We start from the raw sequence: 19,750 nt of genomic DNA, 5'->3' as shown, positions 1-19,750 counted from the left end.
AATATGGCTCAATTTTTGACGGTTCAAACTTACATATATTTTTTTTCAAAAATAAGCATTTAATAAAATTATAACCAATATCGATAAATATCAAAGACAATGAGAGGGAACATCCAGTTTAATTTTATACGATCAATTTTTTTACTATTGTTTTTTCAGGCTGCTTTTGCTCAAAATAACACCAAATTTAAAGTTGTTTTAGATCCCGGACACGGAGGAAATGACTTCGGTGCGGTTTATCATGGTTATGTCGAAAAAAATAATGCCCTTAACGTTGCCTTAAAAGTAGGTAAAATTTTAGAAAAAGATCCGAATATCCAGGTAATTTATACTCGTAAGACCGATGTATTTATTGAATTGGATGAAAGAGCCAATATCGCAAACCGAAATGATGCGAATATTTTTGTTTCGATTCACTGTAATGCAAACAAAAATCTGGCAGCCTCCGGAACCGAAACTTATGTAATGGGGGTAACGCGTAATGCATCCAACTTAGAAGTAGCGAAAAAAGAGAATGCCGTGGTTACGATGGAGAGCGACTATAAAATGAAATACGACGGATATGATCCGAATTCTCCGGAATCGTTAATCGGAATGACTTTATTACAGGAAGAATACATCGAGCAAAGTATTGATTTGGCAGCGCGTATTCAGGATGGATTTGAAAACGGACTGAACCGAAAAAGCCGTGGTGTAAAACAAGCGGGATTCCTGGTATTACGTAAAATTTACATGCCGCGCGTACTGATCGAAATGGGATTCGTTTCCAATAAAGAAGAAGGAGCTTATTTAAGTTCAGATAGCGGACAAGATGATTTGGCTAAAGCGATAGCCGATGCGATTGCAGGATATAAGAAAGAATATTTCGTACCGGGTGTTTCCGTAGGAAGAGATGAAAGACCGACGCCTTCCAAAACGGTAGAAAAAGAAAAAGAGACGAAAGTAGTGAAAGTCGATACGACCAAAGTTACTAAAGAAGTGAAAAAAGAAATCAAACCGGTAACGTCTAATAAAGGAGTTGTTTTTAAAGTACAGATTTCGGCCAGCGGCAAAAAACTGGATCTGACACCAAGTAACTTTAAAGGCCTGAATAACATTTCGATGGAAGAAGATAAGACCATTATTAAATATTACTACGGTCAGGTAAAAGAACATGCAGAAGCCAAAGAACTTTTAGCAGAAGCCAAAGAAAAAGGATTTACATCCGCCTTTATTGTAGCATTTAAAGACGGTAAAAAGATCAGTATCCAGGAAGCATTGAAATAAATAAATACTGTAGGTAAAATATTTATTTTTAATTTTGCTCATTAAATATTTGAATTTTGAAAATAACTAGAGAAGTAAAAACAGCAATTTTAGTCATTACCTCTATATTGGTATGTTTATGGGGTTATAGTTTCCTTAAAGGAAAAAATCTTTTTGATTCCAATCGTAAATTTTATGTTGTATATGATAACGTAGAAGGTTTGTCTCCTTCTGCGGCTGTAACTATAAACGGACTGGTGGTAGGTAAAATAGCAGCTATCGAAATCCAGCCGGGAACCGGTAAATTACTGGTGGAAATGCAAATTAAAAACGATTTTGCTATTTCAAAATCAAGCGTGGCGAGTATTTATGAACCGGGCTTTATCGGAGGAAAACAAATTGCGATTCTTCCTGATTTTAAAGATACCAATCTGGCACAATCCGGCGATTATTTAAAAGCCGATGTAAAACAGGGGTTAACCGCGAAATTGGAAGATAAACTGGCTCCGATTCAGGAAAAACTAACTAAAGTATTGGAAAGCACAGATGTTTTGCTGAACAATATTAACAATGTAATGGATGCGCAAACACAAGCGAACCTGAAAAATACGTTGGCTGAGTTAAATAAAACGATGACCAATTTCAGTGCGGCTTCTGTAAATGTAAACCACTTGTTAGCTGATAATAAAGGAAAACTGGATCATACAATCACGAATATCGATAAGGTATCAACCAATTTTGCAAAAATGTCAGATTCTTTGGCTAAAGCCAACATCGGTAAAACGGTGAAAAATCTGGAGACAACATTGGCCAATGTGGATAAAATCATGAACGATTTACAAGCCGGAAAAGGATCAATGGGTAAATTGCTGAAAGATGATGCCATGTATAAAAATCTGGCAGGAGCTTCCAAACAACTGGAATTGCTGTTAGGGGATATGAAACTAAACCCGAAACGTTATGTACATTTCTCTTTATTCGGAAAAAAAGCAGCTCCTTATGTGGCACCGGAAGAAGAGAAAACAACAACAGAACCAAAACAATAAGCGTTAATCATACTTAATATGAGTTATTTAGACAATATACTGTTTGCCATTATCCTTGTTTTAGGAATCGGCTATTTCGTAAGAAATGTAAAGAAGCTGATCCGTAACATTAAATTAGGACAAGATGTAGATCGTACGGATAATCCGAAAGAAAGATGGCGAAATATGGCTATGATTGCTTTAGGACAATCTAAAATGGTAAAAAGACCGGTTGCCGGTATATTACACATCATAGTCTATTTAGGATTCATCATTATCAATATTGAAGTATTGGAAATCCTGATTGACGGTTTGTTCGGTACACACAGAGTTTTCTCCTTTATGGGCGGACTTTATAATGTATTGATCGGATCTTTCGAAGTTTTGGCCTTTATGGTAATTGTAGCAATTGCAACATTCTGGATTCGAAGAAATATCATCAAATTAAAACGTTTTATCAGTAACGATTTAAAAGGATGGCCAAAAAGTGATGCCAACAACATTCTATACTTTGAAACGGTATTAATGGTTTTATTCCTGGTTTTAAATGCATCCGATTTGCATTTACAAACATTAGGTGTAAGTCATTATCATCAGGCGGGTGCTTTTCCGGTTTCTCAGTTTATCGCACCGGTTTTTAACGGAATGTCAGTAAGCGCAGTCGTGTTAATCGAAAGAGCTTCTTGGTGGTTACATATCGTGGGTATCCTTGTATTCCTGAATTACTTATACTATTCAAAACATTTACATATCCTTTTAGCTTTCCCGAATACTTATTTTGCCAATCTGAAACCGCAAGGTCAGTTTGATAATTTAGAATCGGTAACAAAAGAGGTAAAATTAATGATGGATCCTAATGCCGATCCGTTTGCTGCACCACCGGCAGGAGAAGAGCCGGTACATTCCAAATTCGGAGCCAGTGATGTGCAGGATTTGAATTGGGTTCAGTTGCTAAATGCCTACACTTGTACGGAATGCGGACGTTGTACGTCATCATGTCCGGCCAATCAAACCGGTAAAAAACTGTCACCGAGAAAAATTATGATGGATACCCGTGATCGTATTGACGAAGTAGGGAAAAATATCGATGCTAATCAAGGTGTATTTGTTCCGGATGGTAAATCGTTGTTAAACGACTATATTACAACAGAAGAACTTTGGGCATGTACATCATGTAACGCTTGTGTGGAAGAATGTCCGGTAAATATCAGTCCGCTTTCCATTATTATGGATATGAGAAGATATTTGGTGATGGAACAAAGTGCCGCTCCGATGGAATTGAACAACATGATGACTAACATCGAAAACAACGGAGCACCATGGCAGTATAACCAGATGGACCGTTTAAACTGGAAAGACGAAAACTAATTAAAAAAACAAACATTGCAGTATTGCAACTAGTATAAAAGATATGTCAGCAAATTTAGTAGTTCCTACAATGGCCGAAATGATGGCCGAAGGAAAGCAGCCGGAAGTCCTGTTTTGGGTTGGCTGTTCGGGAAGTTTTGACGATAGAGCGAAAAAAATAACCAAAGCGTTTGTAAAGATATTAAACCAGGCCAACGTTTCTTTTGCTGTTTTAGGAACAGAAGAAAGTTGTACCGGTGATCCGGCAAAAAGAGCAGGAAACGAATTCCTGTTTCAGATGCAGGCCATGATGAATATTGAAGTAATGAATGCTTACGAAGTAAAAAAAGTAGTAACAGCATGTCCGCATTGTTTCAATACCATCAAAAATGAATACCCGGAATTAGGAGGAAGCTATGAAGTAGTACACCATACCCAATTCCTGAAATCATTGTTAGATGACGGACGTTTAACCATTGAAGGAGGGCAGTTTAAAGGGAAGAAAATCACATTCCATGATCCGTGTTATTTAGGACGTGCGAATAATGTTTACGAAGCACCTCGTGACCTGATTCAGAAACTGGACGCCGAATTAGTAGAAATGAAACGTTCCCGTGCTAACGGATTATGTTGCGGAGCCGGTGGTGCGCAGATGTTTAAAGAACCTGAAAAAGGAAATAAAGATATAAATGTAGAGCGTACGGAAGATGCGCTGGAAACACAACCGGAAATTATAGCGGCCGGTTGCCCGTTCTGTAATACCATGTTAACCGATGGCGTGAAGTTTAAGGAAAAAGAACATGAAATTAAAGTAATGGACGTGGCAGAATTAATCGCTAATGCCAAAGATTTATAATTATGTACGTACCTTTTGATACCATGCCCGAAGAATCCCGTATTTGGATTTATCAGGCCAACCGAAAATTAACTGACGAAGAGCTTCAGGAAATTGAAGCCGCTTTAGAAAACTTTGTATCAAATTGGGCAGCTCACGGAACAGGATTAGAGGCATCGTTTATAACCCGTTATAACCGCTTTATCATATTAGCGGTGAATCAGGAAATACATGCCGCCTCAGGTTGTTCGATCGACGCTTCGGTTCAGTTTATTCAGGATTTGGAGAAAAAATATGAGATTGACCTCCTGGATAAAATGAATGTAACTTTCCGATTAGGTGAGTTTATCGCTCATAAGCCTTTGATTGAGTTTAAGAAGATGGCTAAAGAAAAAGCCGTGTCCGGAAATACCGTTGTTTTCAATAATTTAGTGAATACAATCGGTGAATGGAAGGAGTTTTGGGAAGTTCCGGCAAATGAAAGCTGGCACAGTCGCTTCTTTTAAATAAAAAATAAAATAGATTAGTGTAAAATCATCATGTGCAAACGGTGCATGATGATTTTATTTATTTAAAAAATTATGTTAATGAGATACCTGGTTTTTCTACTGTTATTAATTGGTCCGTTTGTTTTTGCACAAAGCCCGAAACCTGTTTCCGACTATTCTGAGGAAAGAGAAAAGAAATGGGTGGACAGTATTTACAGCAACCTGAATTTTGAAGAAAAACTGGGACAATTGTTTATGGTTGCTGCTTATTCAAATAAGGATGCAGCTCATGTTAAATCGGTAGAAAAACTCGTAACAGACTATGGTGTGGGTGGATTAATCTTCTTTCAGGGAGGTCCGGTTCGTCAGGCGAAACTAACCAACTATTACCAGTCGAAGGCAAAAGTACCGTTGTTTATGGGAATTGATGCCGAATGGGGATTGAGCATGCGTTTGGATTCAACCTATCGCTATCCGTGGAATATGACATTGGGTGCGATTCAGGATTTGAAACTGATCGAAAAAATGGGCCAGCAAATGGCCATTCAGGCACGTAGAATGGGATTGCACTTTAATTTTGCACCGGTATTGGACATCAACACGAATCCGAAAAACCCGATTATCGGAAATCGTTCTTTCGGTGAAAATAAAGAAAATGTAACTAAAAGAGCATTGGCACTGATGAAAGGAATTCAAAGTGAAAATGTATATGCAACCGGAAAACACTTTCCGGGACACGGAGCTACAGAAAACGACTCTCATTATACCTTACCGCTAGTAAACTTTACACGCGAACAGCTGGAAGATGTAGAATTTTATCCCTATAAAAGACTATTTAGGGAAGGATTGGCCAGTGTAATGGTCGCGCATTTAAATGTACCGAGTTTAGAACCACGATCGAATTATCCGAGTTCTATTTCTTATGAAGTCGTAACCAATGTGCTGAAAAAGAAACTGGACTTTGACGGATTAATCTTTACGGATGCCCTGAATATGAAAGGCGCCAGTAATTTTAAACAACCGGGAGATATCGATCTGGAAGCTTTTTTAGCCGGAAATGATATTCTTTTATTTGCCGAAAATGTGCCGGTGGCGATCGAAAAATTCTGTCAGGCCTATAACGATTCCATACTGTCAGACGAACGTATCGAATATTCTGTAAAAAAAATCCTGAAGTATAAATACCGAATCGGATTAAATCATTACAAGCCGATCGATATGAATAATCTGGTAAAAGATCTGAATGCACCGGAATATGACGATTTGAATTATCAGTTATATGAAAATGCGGTTACAGTATTGAAAAATACAGATAACGAACTACCGATCGGTGAACTGGAGAATGAACAGATAGCCTATATTAAGTTAGGAGACGATAAAAATGATGCTTTCCTGAATACATTGCGAACGTATGCACCGGTTACGAATATACCGTTGGATACTGTTCCGTTGATGTTGGAACAGCTGAAAAGTTATACCAAAGTAATTGTGGGATTCCATAAGGCGGACGGTGCGTGGAAAAAACACGATTTCACGCAAAAGGAATTGTCAATGTTAAGTCTGATTGCTTCGAATAATAATGTGATATTAACCGTTTTTGCAAAACCGTATACCTTATTGTCGATCGATAATTTTAATATCTTTAAAAGTGTCGTATTGGCCTATCAGAACAATGATATTGCACAGACAGTAGCAGCGGAAACCATTTTTGGAGGTATCGGAGCAAAAGGAAAATTACCGGTTTCGATTAATAATTCTTTTAAGGTAAATGATGGTCTAAGGACACAAAAAAGCAACCGACTTGGATTTACAACGCCGCAAAATGTAGGAATGAATCCGGAAATATTAGCCAGGATTGATAAGTTGGCGCAAAAAGCAATTGACGGAAAAATGACACCCGGTTTACAAATCGTTGTAGCGAGAAGAGGGAAGGTTTTTTATCAGAAATCATTCGGTTACCGCGATTATAAAAATACAGATAAAGTAACCAATCAGGACGTATATGATCTGGCATCATTGACAAAAATCTTATCGACATTGCCAAATATCATGCAATTATATGATAAGAAAAAGATCGACATGGATACCAAACTTGGAAATATGCTGCCGGTTTTTGCAAATACGGATAAGAAAAACATCACATTAAAGGATATGTTGACGCATCAGGCGCGTTTCCAGGCCTGGATTCCGTTTTATCAGGCTACTTTAGACAGTACCAAACATCCGTCTAAAAAATACTATCGCTATACCTATTCTCCGGATTTCCCGCTTCAGGTTTCAGAAAATCTTTATCTCAGAAAAGACTATTCGGATACGATTGTTAAAAGAATTGCAGATAGTAAGCTATTGCCTAAAAAAGAATATAAATACAGCGATTTTTCATTTATTATCCTAAAAGATTACCTGGAAAAAACAACCCATAAAACATTAGATGTTTTAAGTGATACGGCTTTTTATACACCATTAGGTGCTGCTACGATGACGTATAATCCGTTACGTAAAATGGATATGGATATTATCCCGCCAACGGAGAAAGACAATTATTTCCGTTATACGAAAGTACAGGGATATGTTCATGATATGGGGGCAGCAATGCAGGATGGTGTAGCGGGACATGCCGGTTTATTTGCCAATGCAATGGACGTAGCCAAAATGATGCAGATGTATTTACAAAAAGGAAACTACGGAAACCATCAGTATTTTTCGGAGAAAACATTTGATGAATTCAACAATTGTGCTTTTTGTAAAGAAGGAAACAGAAGAGGAATCGGGTTTGATAAACCACAACTCGGAAAAGAAGGACCGACCTGCGGTTGTGTGTCGATGACGAGTTTCGGGCATACCGGATTTACAGGAACAATGGCCTGGGCTGATCCGGATAAGGAAATCGTATATGTTTTTCTGTCCAACAGAACTTTTCCGGAAAGTACAGTGAATAAACTTTCAAAAGAAAATATTCGGGAAGATATTCAGAAAGTAATTTACGAAGCGATTACCGACTAACAAACCTAAACCAGATAAAGATGCAGTCAACAGCAACAACACCGGATGCCTATTTAGATACATTACCGGACGATCGGAAATCGGCAATGACGAAATTACGACAAATCATTAAAGCCAATTTGCCGGAAGGATTTCAGGAAGGAATGGGATATGGGATGATGGGGTATTCGGTTCCGCATACAACCTATCCGAACGGATATCATTGTGATCCGAAACAACCGCTTCCGTTTTTAGGTTTGGCTTCTCAAAAGAACTTTATTGCAGTTTACCATATGGGGATTTATGCAGACAAGGATTTATATGACTGGTTTGTATCCGAATACCCGAAGCATGTTAAAACAAAACTGGACATGGGAAAAAGCTGTATCCGATTTAAAAAAATGGATACGATTCCATATGATTTATTAGCGGAACTTTTTACTAAAATGACAGTGGAAGACTGGATTTTACGCTATGAAACGATGCTGAAACGGTAACTTTTTCATTTCGTTAATTTTATCTAAAAATCGGGATTACCTTACTTTTTTGCAGTACTTTAGTTCACTTTTAAAAACGAATAATGAAAATTGCTATAGTATGTTATCCTACCTTTGGAGGTAGTGGTGTAGTGGCTACTGAACTCGGACTGGAACTGGCCCGGAGAGGTCACGAAATTCATTTTATAACGTATAGTCAGCCGGTTCGACTGGCTTTACTAAATCCAAATATTCATTACCACGAAGTACACGTACCGGAATACCCTTTATTTCATTACCAACCCTACGAATTGGCATTGTCCAGTAAGTTGGTCGACATGGTAAAACTGCATAAAATTGAACTTTTACACGTACATTATGCTATTCCGCATGCCTATGCCGGTTATATGGCAAAAAAAATGCTGGAAGATGAAGGAATCCGTATTCCGATGGTAACGACACTTCACGGAACGGATATTACTTTGGTAGGAAACCACCCTTTTTATAAACCGGCTGTGTGTTTCAGTATCAATAAATCGGATGTGGTGACTTCGGTTTCTCATAGCCTGAGAGAAGAAACTTACCGTCTTTTTGATATTAAAAAAGAGATTGAGGTTATTCCGAACTTTATCGAAATAGATAAAAACAGAATCGATGAAAATTCGCCTTGTCATCGTTCGTTAATGGCAACCAAAGAAGAAAAAATCATTACACATATCAGTAACTTCCGAAAAGTAAAACGTATACCGGATGTCGTAAAAATATTCAACGAAATTCAAAAGGAAATCCCGTCTAAATTAATGATGGTAGGGGATGGACCGGAAAAAGAAGTTGCCGAGAAATTATGTGATGACCTGGGAATTACCGATAAAGTTATTTTCTTCGGAAACAGTAGTGAGATCGATAAGATTTTGTGTTATTCCGACTTGTTCTTATTGCCTTCGGAGACCGAAAGTTTCGGATTGGCTGCATTGGAAGCTATGGCTTGTGGCGTACCGGTGATTTCAAGTAATTCCGGTGGATTGCCTGAAGTGAACAGACAAGGGTACTCCGGTTATCTGAGTGATGTCGGAAATGTACAGGAAATGGCAGCTAATGCCGTTTCGATATTATCAGACGATCAAAAATTACTGAACTTTAAAAAGAATGCGCTGGAAGTTTCAAAAGAATTTGATATTATGAATATCCTTCCTGTTTACGAAGCATTATATCAGAAAGCATTAGAAGATTTTGCATAAAAAAAGTCCCGATTTTATCGGGACTTTTTTATTAGAAACGGTAACGAATACCTAATGCGATATCCGGACCGAAGTTATCACCTCTGTAGTCGTCATTGAAATAAAGCTCCGGACGGAAGTCTAATGATATTTGTAACGGAATATCGAATACATACTCGATTCCGATATCACCGGCTACAAAAACAAAAGTTCCGCTGTCTTTTACGTCAACATGGTAATCATTTTCATAACTCCAGCTTCCGATACCACCACCAACACCGGCATACCAGTTAAAGCCACCGTCAATGTTCCAAACCCATTGGTATAAACCGCTAAGCTTAAAAGCATCAACATGCTTACTGTTTCTCCATCCTAAGTCTACTTCCAGACGGTTGTTTTTAGAAAGACCTCTTTGGTAAGAGATCTCACCACCAAAACCATCGTTGTCGCCCAAACGCAAACCTAAAGCATTTTTAGAAATTTCCTGTGCTTGTGTGCCAAATGCTAATCCCATTAACATGAAGGCAGATAAAAATAGTTTCTTCATAAAAAATAATTTTAACAAATATAACCCTGCTGATTTGTTATTATTACAATTGCTGCTTTTTTTTAACAAACAATTTTATTGTGAAACAGGGTAACTTTTTTTAATTAATTTGATACGTATCCAAATATTCCTGTTGCGTCTGGTTTCCTGAACTCGGTATTGGCAATGGGATTTCCGGAGGAATACCGCTTGACAATTGATAATGCAAATTTGTATTTGTATGTACTACACCGATGTTCTTAGCAAAATATTGCGTGGAAACAATTACATCTTGTGTAGGTAGGATTACAAAAGGTATGCCAAAATAGATTGTAGTGACTTGTAAATTTATGATTGTATTAACAGCTTTAACATTGGTATAGCTGTCACCGTTAGGAGAAGTGTAGCTTGGAAGCGTAGCTCCTGCTACCGTAGTAATCTTATACTGAATGGTTAACGGGAATGTGTTAAGCTCTTGTTGTATGGTCCCGGTGGCATTTCCCATTGTTTGTCCGCTAGTAGCACTTTCTTTAAAAATAATAAAATTATTTAGGTTAATGGCAATCGGAAGTCCTGAAAAAGCCTCGAAATCGAAAGTTCCTGAAGCAAGAATCTGGTCACCCGACTTACGAATCCCGTTTTTATTAAGCGAATTGGAAAAAAAACCAACCGGAAAATCCTTGGCTTTACATTTTTTGTGAGTAGTACCGGCTATTAATGTATCATTCGGGATATAAAGCGAATCCCGCATATTGTCAATAGTATAGGTCCAGTAATTATGGCTGGCTAACGGTAAATAATCAGTGTTAGTAGGATTGTTATCACTTATTACTTCCTCCGATGAAGAAGAACAGGAAGAGATCATAATGACTCCCAGTAGAACAGGAATGTGTTTTAACTTCATTTTAGTAAAATATTTCAGCTAATTTACTAAAAAATGTTAAAATATTAACCTTTCATCAGTATTTTTAGAGATAATAATTCCTGACTTAACTGATTTTCATGTTCAAAATAATCTTCTTCTTCCGGCTGAATTGTTTCTGCTGAATATTGATACAATTTCCACCTTTTTTTATTGTATTCCAATGCGGTGAGATTTTCAATCCAGTCACCGGAATTCAAATAAAGTGTTTTCCCTTTTTTATTTTCTTTTTCGATGATCTTTGGCTCGTGAATATGACCGCAAATTACATAATCATAATTCTTTTCAATTGCCAGATCGGTTGCTGTAGTTTCAAAATCAGAAATAAATTTGACCGCCTTTTTAACGCTGCTTTTGATCTTTTTGGATAAGGAATAGGGTTCTTTTCCCATTTTGATCAAACACCAGTTGATAAACCGGTTGAGTAGAATAAGATAATCATAACCGATACCGCCCAGCTTAGCAATCCATTTGGCATGGTGAACGGAACTGTCAAAGATGTCACCGTGAAAAATCCAGGCTTTTTTGTCGTGTAACTCCAGTACGAGTTTGTCAACTATGGAAAAATTCCCCATTGTGGTGTCACTAAACTTACGCAACATTTCATCGTGATTCCCGGTTATGTAATACACCTTGGTTCCCTTTGATGAAAAATCCAGAAGTTTTTTGACTACTTTTAAATGGGACTTGGGAAAATACGATTTCCGAAATTGCCAGATGTCAATAATGTCACCATTTAAGATGAGTGTTTTGGGCTTGATCGTGTTTAGGTATTTTAGCAATTCTTTCGCATGACAGCCATAAGTACCTAAATGCACATCGGAAATAACAACGATATCAACAATTCTCTTTTTCAATGAATTGAAATTTAAGTTTAACAAATAAACCAGTTTGTTGTTATTAAAAATTTAATGAAACATTAAATAAATATTAGTTTTTTGAGAAAAGTTTATTTTTGGTAAGCGAGCAGAATAGCTTATTTTTGTGAAAAACAAGCGTTATGGTAGGAAATACATATGGAACATTATTCAGAATAACCACATTCGGAGAATCACATGGAGAGGCTTTAGGTGGAATTATTGACGGATGCCCGGCAGGTATCGCTTTGGATTTTGAAGCAATTCAAAAGGAAATGCAACGCAGAAAACCGGGACAATCGGCAATCGTTACGCAACGGAAAGAGGAAGATGAAGTGCAATTTTTATCCGGAATTTTTGAAGGAAAAACAACAGGTACGCCAATAGGATTTATTGTACCGAATACCAATCAGAAATCGGATGATTATTCACATATAAAAGATACGTATCGTCCGAGCCATGCTGATTATGTATACGAACAAAAATATGGAATCCGGGATTATCGCGGAGGCGGACGCAGTTCAGCCCGTGAAACAGCCAGTAGAGTTGTAGCCGGTGCAATTGCAAAACAAGCCATGCCGGAAATTAAAATCAACGCATTTGTATCGTCGGTAGGAGATATTTTTATCGATAAGCCTTATCAGGCACTGGATTTTTCGTTGACGGAAAGTAATGCGGTACGTTGTCCGGATTTGGCCTCAGCCGAAAAAATGGAAGCGTATATAAAAGAGATTCGTAAAGCGGGTGATACGGTTGGCGGTACGGTAACCTGTGTGATTCAAAATGTACCGATTGGTTTGGGAGAACCGGTTTTCGATAAATTACATGCGGAGTTAGGTAAAGCCATGTTATCTATTAATGCCGTAAAAGGATTTGAATACGGAAGTGGCTTTTGCGGCGCTAAAATGAAAGGAAGTGAGCATAATGATCCGTATAATCCGGACGGAACTACAAAAAGCAATTTGTCCGGTGGTATTCAGGGAGGAATAAGTAATGGTATGGATATTTACTTCCGGGTGGCTTTTAAACCGGTGGCAACAATTATGCAGAAACAAGAAGTGCTTGATAATAAAGGAAATTTGATTGAACAACAGGGGAAAGGACGTCATGATCCTTGTGTTGTGCCACGTGCGGTGCCAATTGTCGAGGCAATGGCTGCAATTGTCCTGTTAGATTTTTTCTTACGCAAGTGATAAAAATATTAAAAAAATAAATTTTTGATAAAACCTTAAGTTAATATTAAGGTTTTTTTTTATTCGTTAACGTAAGGTTATGTTTATTTTGAATTAACATTTTTGTGGTTTTTTTCTTAAATTTTAATAGGTAATTTTACTTTTAGTAATACAAAACCAATTTATAATGAAAAAAACATTACTTTTTTTATGCCTTGTGTTGGCATCAATAAACACAACATTTGCACAATCAACAACAGTTCCGTTTAACAATCTGGTTATTGAGAGCGGAATGTTTTTTAAGCTTAATGAGATCGGAGAATTTCAGGGGACACTAACTAGTGTTACGATAAATGCAGTACTTAACAATTCGGCTTTAGAGACTTATGCTAACGATTTAACTGTTTATGTTACTGCTAATGGAGACATTAACTCAACCGGACTTTTGCAAATCGGAGGATATGAAGATCTTTATGCGAGTCAGAGCTTTTTATGGGCAAACGGAGATTCTGACGAACCGGGAACACCAGTGAGCGGAACGGTTAATTTAACGACACCTATTAATTTTGACGGAACAACTTATACCGTTTGGTTAGGTAATGCCTACTTTGAAGAAGGTGCCGGTGGAATTTGGACAGGTACTGTGACTCTAAACGGATTAACAGAAGTTACAGCTTCTTCAAAAGATTTCTTAGCATCTAAATTTACAGTTTTCCCTAACCCGGCAAATGATGTAGTAACGGTAGCAAACAGCAATAATCTTTTAGTAAACGAAATTGCAATCAATGATATTAACGGAAGAACAGTAAAAACCGTTAAATTAAATGCAGTTACTGAAGCTCAGGTGAATGTAGCTGAATTAAACGCTGGTATCTATTTTATGAATATTACAACCAATGAAGGTGTAACGACTAAAAAGATTATCAAAAAATAATTAATTTTTCTGATTTGTATTGTGAAGAGCGGGACTACTTGTTAATCCCGCTCTTTTTTTATTAAAAAAATAGGAATTTGACTTTAATGGGGAGGTATTGTTTGTGAAAAGTTAGGTGTATTGTAAAAAAAACAATATTTTTTTTCTCATATAGGAGATAAAAAGTATTAAAAGAATGAATTTTTACTAAAACATTAAGTTAATAATACGTTTTTTAATCAAGTATTAACATGTTGTTGTTCTTATTTTGAATTAACATTTATGTACTTTTTTTCTTAAATTTTAAAAGGTAGTTTTATTAAAACAAAAGAAAATCAGATTACAATGAAAAAAACTTTACTTTTTGCCGGCTTATTGCTGGGAACCATGTTTGCAGGAAATGCACAAACAACAACAATTTTTGAAGAAAATTTTGAATTGAATACAGCACTAACAGGATGGACGTTACGTAATCTTGACGGATTAACACCAAATGGAAATTATGCAACGGTTTTCGGAACGAATGCATGGGCTGTGGTAACCTGGAATTCAGAACCGGGGAATAAAGTGGCTTCAACAACATCGTGGTTTAACCCGGCCGGTCAAGCTAACAGATGGTTGATCACGCCGCAAATTACACTTCCTGCTAACAGCCAGATTCAAGTTGCCTTTAAAGCGAAATCGGGAGATTCAGATCCGACGTATCAGGATGGATATAGCTTGTTAGTATCGACTACAGGAACAAACGCTGCGGATTTTACAAATGTGATTTACAACACTGCATCTGAGGCGAATACCTGGCAGAATAGATCGTATTCATTGTCACAATTTGCCGGGCAGAATATCTATATTGCCTGGAGAAATAATAACAACGACAAGAATCTATTGAGTATTGATGATGTTGCTGTTCTTGCTATGACTACGGCTTCAACTGACGATTTCTTAGCTTCTAAGTTCACGGTTTTCCCTAATCCGGCTAATGATGTGGTAAATGTGGCTAATAACGGTAATGTATTGGTTGATGCAATTGCAATTAATGATATTAACGGAAGAACGGTAAAAACAGTAAAATTAGACGCTGTTTCGGAAGCTCAGGTAAATATAGCAGACCTGAATTCGGGTGTTTATTTTATGAATATTACAACGAATGAAGGTGTAGCGACTAAAAAGATTATTAAAAAATAATTTTTTTTAGCTTAATAGAAAAAGAGCGGAATTAATTGCTAATCCCGCTCTTTTTTCTTTTTATCGTTGTTCATCATAATAAAAACGTAGGCTACAAGCGAAAAAATGACAAACGAAAAGATACCGATCATAATAAAAGCTCCGGATGTCCAGGAGTAGAGTGAAGCAAAGAGGCGTATCATTTTTTATTTTTTTAGGGATTAGATTATTCAAATCTAGCTCCAAAAAAAGGATAAAACGATGATAATTATCAGGTTATAAAAATTTTGCTTTTATTTCCGGACTCGGTAACATACACTGGTCTTTTTTGCCGTACCATTTATAACGGTTTTTAGCAACATAGTCATAAACAGCATTAGAAATCGGTTTTGGAATCCAGCTGAATAAACCTAAAAAGGAATAGAGACCTCCGATTGTTTTGGCTATCGAAATAGCGGCATCGGCTTTATAATGGTAGGATATACCGGGCTCATATAGAATAATGCTATCCGTTTTAGCTGTATCCACTCCGATATAACGAATCACTTGTTGGCCTAATTCTGATTGTATCGGTAAAAATCGAAATACATCATTTTTATCGTGTCGGATGATAAATTGAACGGAACTGTCACATAAATTACAGAAGCCGTCAAAAAGCACAATTTTTTTGTTTTGTGGCAATCCTTCCATACTCTATTTTTTGCGTTCTACCAGTTCCAGATTGTCCAATGCTACTTTGGAAGTGAAAATACCGTAATTAACAGTGGCTTTGTTCTTTTCGATTGCATCAATGCTGCCCACTGCTTTTCCGTCGATCATACGAACACGATCGCCTACCTTAAGCGGGATTTTAGGCTTGTTGCTTTCTTCCTGAATGGCTTTTATTTTCTTCTCCTTTTTCTCTTTTCGGATAACTTCAACCTTTTCTTTTACTTCTTCTATAATCTCTTTTTGAACGACTTCTTTGGCTTTTTTCTCCTTAGCAGTAATTTTTTTACGCTTGGAATTTTCAATTTCAACCATTTTCAGAAATTCGCCGATTAACTCTTTTTTGTTCTTATTATTAAAGTACTTTTCGGAAATATCGTCTAGTTTCTGACCCATATAGATCAAACGCTGATTGGAGTCAAACAACTCCTGATAGCTTTCCAGTTTTTGCTGGATTTTGGTATTAATCCCTTCCATTTTCTTGCTTTCCTCACGTGCCCGGGTTTCTTCTTCTTTTAGATTCTGAGAAGTTTTTTCAAGTCGGGAACGCTCTTTCTGAAGGTTGGCTATCGTTTTGTCAAAACGCACTTTGTCGCCTTCCACTTTCTTTTTAGCCCGATTGATCAATCCGTAAGGGATTCCGTTTTTCTGTGCTACTTCAAAGGTAAAGGAACTACCGGCTTGTCCCAGATGTAATTTATACATCGGTTCCAGTGATTTTTCATCGAATAGCATATTGGCATTGGTCGCAAACGGCAATTCATTGGCCAATATTTTTAGATTGGTATAATGCGTGGTAATAATACCGAAGGCTTCCCGGTGATAGAATTCTTCCAGAAAAGTTTCGGCTAATGCACCACCCAACTCAGGATCGGATCCGGTACCGAACTCATCGATAAGGAATAAGGTTTTGGCATTGCATTTCTTTAGGAAATAATTCATGTTTTTTAAGCGGTAGCTATACGTACTCAGATGGTTTTCGATCGATTGGTTATCGCCAATATCAGTCAAAATCCGGTCAAATAAAAAGGTTTCGCTTCGTTCGTGAACCGGAATTAAAATACCGCTCTGTAACATCAATTGTAATAAACCGATGGTTTTTAGCGTGATACTTTTACCGCCGGCATTTGGACCGGAAATCACAATGATCCGGTTTTCATCGGTCAGCTCTATTGTTTGCGGATACGTAGGCGCATTTTTCTGCTTATTGTTTAAATACAAAATCGGATGGTAGGCTTCCCGGAAATACAACCTTTTTTCAGTTGAAATTTTGGGTAGCAATCCGTTTATTTTATTCGCATATTTTGCTTTGGAAGCAATTACGTCAATGTCGCTCAGGAATTCCTGATATTCTTTTAAAAGTCCGATATAAGGACGGATCGCATTGGTTAATTGCTTTAAAATACGGGTGATTTCCTCACGTTCTTCGTATTCCAGATTGCTCAATTCGCGTGAATAACGCAATGTCGCTTCCGGTTCGATATAGGTAATACTTCCGGTTTTGGAACTGCCTAATATCGTACCTTTTACTTTACGACGATACATGGCCAGTACAGCGAGTACGCGACGATTGTCGACAATAGTTTCCCGGATATCATCCAAATAACCCATGCTGTTATAACTGGACAGGGCGGAACCGAAACTTTGGTTGATTTTACCGCGTACCAGATTCATATTACGACGGATTTCAACTAAGTCGGGTGAAGCATTGTCTTTTATCTCGCCGTATTTGTCTACTACCTCGTCAATTTTCTGAATAATAAACTTGGTTAACTCGATTTCTGACGCTCGTAAGTACAATTTTGGGTAGTAATCCTCGAATTTTTTTAAAAAGAGGATTAGGGTATTAGCAGTATCGGAAAGTGCACTTATTTTTCGAAAGCTACTTAATTCCAGAAAACTGTCTTCAATAGCTAAATATTTCAGTTCGTTATGAATCGCATCAAAATAGTGATTCGGGATGACGTTATTATTCGTATAGGAAGCGACATACTCCGATGTTTGCTTTAAAGCATTCATGAGTGTCTCTTCGTCTCGAAACGGTGTAATTTCAAGAGCCTTCTGTTTTCCGATCTCGGTATTGCATGAATCCGAAACGGTTTCCAGTATGGTTTTAAATTCTAAATCCTGAAGGGTTTTATCGGTAATTGAAATCATTTTTTTAAATTGAATTGCAAATTTACAAAGAAGATGCGTTATCGGTATGGCAAAAAGTCTGCTAAAAATAGTATTTTTGGTAAAAAAAACAGTAAAATGCAAGTAAATATCCACCCGTCATGGGGAAATGTATTATCCGCCGAATTTGATAAACCGTATTTTGAAAAGCTAATCACTTTTGTAAAACAGGAATATGCCCAAACCCGTTGTTATCCTAAAGGGAATCATATTTTTGCTGCATTTGATCATTGTACCTACGATAACGTAAAAGTAGTTATTATCGGACAAGATCCTTATCACGGACCGAATCAGGCTAACGGGCTTTGTTTTTCGGTTAGTGACGGAATTTCCTTTCCGCCGTCATTAATTAATATTTTCAAAGAAATTGAAGCCGATTTAGGGATTCCTTTTCCTAAAACCGGAAATCTGGAGCGTTGGGCTGATCAGGGCGTATTATTGCTTAATGCCACACTAACGGTTCGGGAAAGTATGGCCGGAAGTCACCAGAATCAGGGATGGGAAGAATTTACCGATGCTGTAATCCAAAAAATTTCTGAGGATAAACAGGATGTGGTATTTCTACTTTGGGGTGGTTTTGCCAAGAAAAAAGGAGCTAAAATTGACAGAAGCCGACATTTTGTATTGGAAACCGGACATCCGTCGCCTTTAAGTGCCAATCGCGGACTATGGTTCGGTAACAAACATTTTAGTAAAACAAATGGTTTTCTACAACAAAAAGGGAAACCTGAAATTAACTGGTAATCTAGTAAAAGGTTAACTCCCCTAAAATTTCCTCCGACATAAACGGACCGCCGGGGTATTTGGCGGTATAGTCCAGGTTAAGCCAAATTTGTCCACGCTCATCGATATGGTAATTGATTTCTTTTCCTTTACTTTCATCTTTGAACAAAACTTCCTTAATCAGGTAAATCACGTTTTCCAGATCGGCTTTGGTTCCGATTAGCATTTCCGGATAAAGATGGCCTCCGGTATGGATAATTCTCGGTGTACCGCCAATTGCACGAATAAGAGCTGCCATAAGGATAGCGTGATCGTCACAATCGCCGGAAAAATGCTGTATGGATTCGCTGGCAGAAGCGATGTATTCTCTTCCTTTCGGATCGTTTACGTAGTTCCAGCGTTTTTTTACTTCTGCAAAAACAGCAAAGCACTGAATGGTCTGACGGTATTCGCGGAAACCTTTTACATCCTGAAAATGTAGAGTCGTAGCCTTTAATGCAAAATTCCGAACTTTGGGATTCGTGTAATCGACAGCATCGATAATTTTCGATTTGTTAGGAAACGGAAGTAACTTAGCGATAATGATATCCTGTGGATTAGCATCTTCTGACATCGTATAAACCATCGCACGGTAATCTTCAAAAACGGAATAAAAGCCATATCCGCCAAATAGAGTGCCCCAGATTAAAGCTAATAAATACAGAAAAATACAGATTATGATAACGGTTTTAAGCATTCGCAACAAGAGCTGAATAATCACTAGTATTGCGATAAAGAGTAAAACCCGGTCGATATGTAAAAACCATTCCGGATCAATAATATTCTGATGGACAATGATGAAAATCGGAATAGCAATCAGGATATTAAGGAAAAAAATGACAACACTGTCCCAGGGCTTTGGCAAAGAAAGCTTTTCTTTTATTTTCTGGATCTTGGTCTTTTCAGATGAAGTCATTTTTTACAGATGGCTTGTAA

General features: G+C 37.4%; 19 protein-coding genes. 12 read left to right on the top strand and 7 right to left on the bottom strand.

Going from position 1 to position 19,750, the window contains the following annotated elements:
- Positions 1 to 99: 99 nt before the first annotated feature.
- The 8 genes from NOX80_RS15370 to bshA all read left to right on the top strand — a co-directional run bounded on the left by NOX80_RS15370 (position 100) and on the right by bshA (position 9,636).
- Positions 100 to 1,266, top strand: coding sequence for an N-acetylmuramoyl-L-alanine amidase family protein (locus NOX80_RS15370; protein ID WP_256550682.1), 1,167 nt, complete (start codon positions 100 to 102; stop codon positions 1,264 to 1,266).
- A gap of 56 nt (positions 1,267 to 1,322) precedes the next feature.
- Positions 1,323 to 2,291 carry an MlaD family protein gene (locus NOX80_RS15365; protein WP_256550681.1) on the top strand — a complete coding sequence of 323 codons (969 nt, stop codon included), beginning with the start codon at positions 1,323 to 1,325 and terminating at the stop codon, positions 2,289 to 2,291.
- 18 nt (positions 2,292 to 2,309) lie between these two features.
- Positions 2,310 to 3,638 (top strand): (Fe-S)-binding protein, encoded by a 1,329-nt coding sequence (locus tag NOX80_RS15360; protein WP_256550680.1) that lies wholly within the window; start codon positions 2,310 to 2,312, stop codon positions 3,636 to 3,638.
- Positions 3,639 to 3,681: 43 nt separating this feature from the next.
- The gene (locus NOX80_RS15355; protein WP_256550679.1) at positions 3,682 to 4,473 is read left to right on the top strand and encodes a (Fe-S)-binding protein; all 792 of its coding nucleotides are present in this window, start codon (positions 3,682 to 3,684) and stop codon (positions 4,471 to 4,473) included.
- Positions 4,474 to 4,475: 2 nt separating this feature from the next.
- On the top strand, positions 4,476 to 4,958 hold the full coding sequence (locus NOX80_RS15350; RefSeq protein WP_256550678.1) for an ABC transporter ATPase: 483 nt from the start codon (positions 4,476 to 4,478) through the stop codon (positions 4,956 to 4,958).
- A gap of 81 nt (positions 4,959 to 5,039) precedes the next feature.
- Positions 5,040 to 7,943 carry a glycoside hydrolase family 3 N-terminal domain-containing protein gene (locus NOX80_RS15345; protein ID WP_256550677.1) on the top strand — a complete coding sequence of 968 codons (2,904 nt, stop codon included), beginning with the start codon at positions 5,040 to 5,042 and terminating at the stop codon, positions 7,941 to 7,943.
- 20 nt (positions 7,944 to 7,963) lie between these two features.
- A complete protein-coding gene (locus tag NOX80_RS15340; RefSeq protein WP_256550676.1) occupies positions 7,964 to 8,419 on the top strand; it encodes a DUF1801 domain-containing protein in 456 nt (151 codons plus the stop codon).
- Between the two features lie 83 nt (positions 8,420 to 8,502).
- Entirely contained in the window at positions 8,503 to 9,636 is a 1,134-nt protein-coding gene (gene bshA, locus NOX80_RS15335; RefSeq protein WP_256550675.1) for an N-acetyl-alpha-D-glucosaminyl L-malate synthase BshA, read from the top strand.
- A 31-nt stretch (positions 9,637 to 9,667) separates the two neighbouring features.
- On the opposite strand, the gene NOX80_RS15330 is transcribed toward bshA, so the two are convergent.
- From NOX80_RS15330 to NOX80_RS15320, 3 genes are all read right to left on the bottom strand, one after another.
- A complete protein-coding gene (locus NOX80_RS15330; protein WP_256550674.1) occupies positions 9,668 to 10,162 on the bottom strand; it encodes a hypothetical protein in 495 nt (164 codons plus the stop codon).
- A gap of 100 nt (positions 10,163 to 10,262) precedes the next feature.
- Entirely contained in the window at positions 10,263 to 11,045 is a 783-nt protein-coding gene (locus tag NOX80_RS15325; RefSeq protein ID WP_256550673.1) for a hypothetical protein, read from the bottom strand.
- A 44-nt stretch (positions 11,046 to 11,089) separates the two neighbouring features.
- Positions 11,090 to 11,920, bottom strand: a complete 831-nt coding sequence (locus NOX80_RS15320; protein ID WP_256550672.1) for a UDP-2,3-diacylglucosamine diphosphatase — start codon at positions 11,918 to 11,920, stop codon at positions 11,090 to 11,092.
- A gap of 143 nt (positions 11,921 to 12,063) precedes the next feature.
- Between NOX80_RS15320 and aroC the strand changes: the two genes are divergently transcribed.
- From aroC to NOX80_RS15305, 3 genes are all read left to right on the top strand, one after another.
- Positions 12,064 to 13,113: a chorismate synthase gene (gene aroC / locus NOX80_RS15315; RefSeq protein ID WP_256550671.1), complete on the top strand. Its 1,050-nt coding sequence runs from the start codon at positions 12,064 to 12,066 to the stop codon at positions 13,111 to 13,113.
- A gap of 166 nt (positions 13,114 to 13,279) precedes the next feature.
- A complete protein-coding gene (locus NOX80_RS15310; protein ID WP_256550670.1) occupies positions 13,280 to 14,026 on the top strand; it encodes a T9SS type A sorting domain-containing protein in 747 nt (248 codons plus the stop codon).
- A gap of 324 nt (positions 14,027 to 14,350) precedes the next feature.
- Positions 14,351 to 15,190, top strand: coding sequence for a T9SS-dependent choice-of-anchor J family protein (locus tag NOX80_RS15305; protein WP_256550669.1), 840 nt, complete (start codon positions 14,351 to 14,353; stop codon positions 15,188 to 15,190).
- 38 nt (positions 15,191 to 15,228) lie between these two features.
- On the opposite strand, the gene NOX80_RS15300 is transcribed toward NOX80_RS15305, so the two are convergent.
- From NOX80_RS15300 to NOX80_RS15290, 3 genes are all read right to left on the bottom strand, one after another.
- Positions 15,229 to 15,372 (bottom strand): hypothetical protein, encoded by a 144-nt coding sequence (locus NOX80_RS15300; protein WP_256550668.1) that lies wholly within the window; start codon positions 15,370 to 15,372, stop codon positions 15,229 to 15,231.
- A gap of 73 nt (positions 15,373 to 15,445) precedes the next feature.
- Entirely contained in the window at positions 15,446 to 15,859 is a 414-nt protein-coding gene (locus tag NOX80_RS15295; RefSeq protein WP_256550667.1) for a thiol-disulfide oxidoreductase DCC family protein, read from the bottom strand.
- A gap of 3 nt (positions 15,860 to 15,862) precedes the next feature.
- On the bottom strand, positions 15,863 to 18,034 hold the full coding sequence (locus NOX80_RS15290; protein WP_256550666.1) for an endonuclease MutS2: 2,172 nt from the start codon (positions 18,032 to 18,034) through the stop codon (positions 15,863 to 15,865).
- 96 nt (positions 18,035 to 18,130) lie between these two features.
- Between NOX80_RS15290 and NOX80_RS15285 the strand changes: the two genes are divergently transcribed.
- Positions 18,131 to 18,796, top strand: coding sequence for a uracil-DNA glycosylase (locus NOX80_RS15285; RefSeq protein WP_256550665.1), 666 nt, complete (start codon positions 18,131 to 18,133; stop codon positions 18,794 to 18,796).
- A gap of 1 nt (position 18,797) precedes the next feature.
- Here the strand turns inward: NOX80_RS15285 and NOX80_RS15280 are convergent, their stop codons facing one another.
- Positions 18,798 to 19,730 (bottom strand): transglutaminase domain-containing protein, encoded by a 933-nt coding sequence (locus tag NOX80_RS15280; RefSeq protein ID WP_256550664.1) that lies wholly within the window; start codon positions 19,728 to 19,730, stop codon positions 18,798 to 18,800.
- Positions 19,731 to 19,750: the final 20 nt, after the last annotated feature.

This window comes from Flavobacterium cerinum (assembly GCF_024496085.1).
In the GTDB taxonomy this organism is placed as follows: domain Bacteria; phylum Bacteroidota; class Bacteroidia; order Flavobacteriales; family Flavobacteriaceae; genus Flavobacterium; species Flavobacterium cerinum_A.
Note: the sequence above shows the minus strand (reverse complement) of the source record. Positions and strands in the feature narration are given on the sequence as shown.

What these genes read in the sequence shown, in the direction of transcription:
- NOX80_RS15300 (WP_256550668.1), bottom strand. Translation starts at nt 15,372, where the DNA reads ATGATACGCCTCTTTGCTTCACTCTACTCCTGGACATCCGGAGCTTTT.
- NOX80_RS15370 (WP_256550682.1), top strand. Translation starts at nt 100, where the DNA reads ATGAGAGGGAACATCCAGTTTAATTTTATACGATCAATTTTTTTACTA.
- NOX80_RS15305 (WP_256550669.1), top strand. Translation starts at nt 14,351, where the DNA reads ATGAAAAAAACTTTACTTTTTGCCGGCTTATTGCTGGGAACCATGTTT.
- NOX80_RS15325 (WP_256550673.1), bottom strand. Translation starts at nt 11,045, where the DNA reads ATGAAGTTAAAACACATTCCTGTTCTACTGGGAGTCATTATGATCTCT.
- NOX80_RS15290 (WP_256550666.1), bottom strand. Translation starts at nt 18,034, where the DNA reads ATGATTTCAATTACCGATAAAACCCTTCAGGATTTAGAATTTAAAACC.
- NOX80_RS15295 (WP_256550667.1), bottom strand. Translation starts at nt 15,859, where the DNA reads ATGGAAGGATTGCCACAAAACAAAAAAATTGTGCTTTTTGACGGCTTC.
- NOX80_RS15330 (WP_256550674.1), bottom strand. Translation starts at nt 10,162, where the DNA reads ATGAAGAAACTATTTTTATCTGCCTTCATGTTAATGGGATTAGCATTT.
- bshA (WP_256550675.1), top strand. Translation starts at nt 8,503, where the DNA reads ATGAAAATTGCTATAGTATGTTATCCTACCTTTGGAGGTAGTGGTGTA.
- NOX80_RS15340 (WP_256550676.1), top strand. Translation starts at nt 7,964, where the DNA reads ATGCAGTCAACAGCAACAACACCGGATGCCTATTTAGATACATTACCG.
- NOX80_RS15310 (WP_256550670.1), top strand. Translation starts at nt 13,280, where the DNA reads ATGAAAAAAACATTACTTTTTTTATGCCTTGTGTTGGCATCAATAAAC.
- NOX80_RS15280 (WP_256550664.1), bottom strand. Translation starts at nt 19,730, where the DNA reads ATGACTTCATCTGAAAAGACCAAGATCCAGAAAATAAAAGAAAAGCTT.
- NOX80_RS15345 (WP_256550677.1), top strand. Translation starts at nt 5,040, where the DNA reads ATGAGATACCTGGTTTTTCTACTGTTATTAATTGGTCCGTTTGTTTTT.
- aroC (WP_256550671.1), top strand. Translation starts at nt 12,064, where the DNA reads ATGGTAGGAAATACATATGGAACATTATTCAGAATAACCACATTCGGA.
- NOX80_RS15360 (WP_256550680.1), top strand. Translation starts at nt 2,310, where the DNA reads ATGAGTTATTTAGACAATATACTGTTTGCCATTATCCTTGTTTTAGGA.
- NOX80_RS15355 (WP_256550679.1), top strand. Translation starts at nt 3,682, where the DNA reads ATGTCAGCAAATTTAGTAGTTCCTACAATGGCCGAAATGATGGCCGAA.
- NOX80_RS15350 (WP_256550678.1), top strand. Translation starts at nt 4,476, where the DNA reads ATGTACGTACCTTTTGATACCATGCCCGAAGAATCCCGTATTTGGATT.
- NOX80_RS15285 (WP_256550665.1), top strand. Translation starts at nt 18,131, where the DNA reads ATGCAAGTAAATATCCACCCGTCATGGGGAAATGTATTATCCGCCGAA.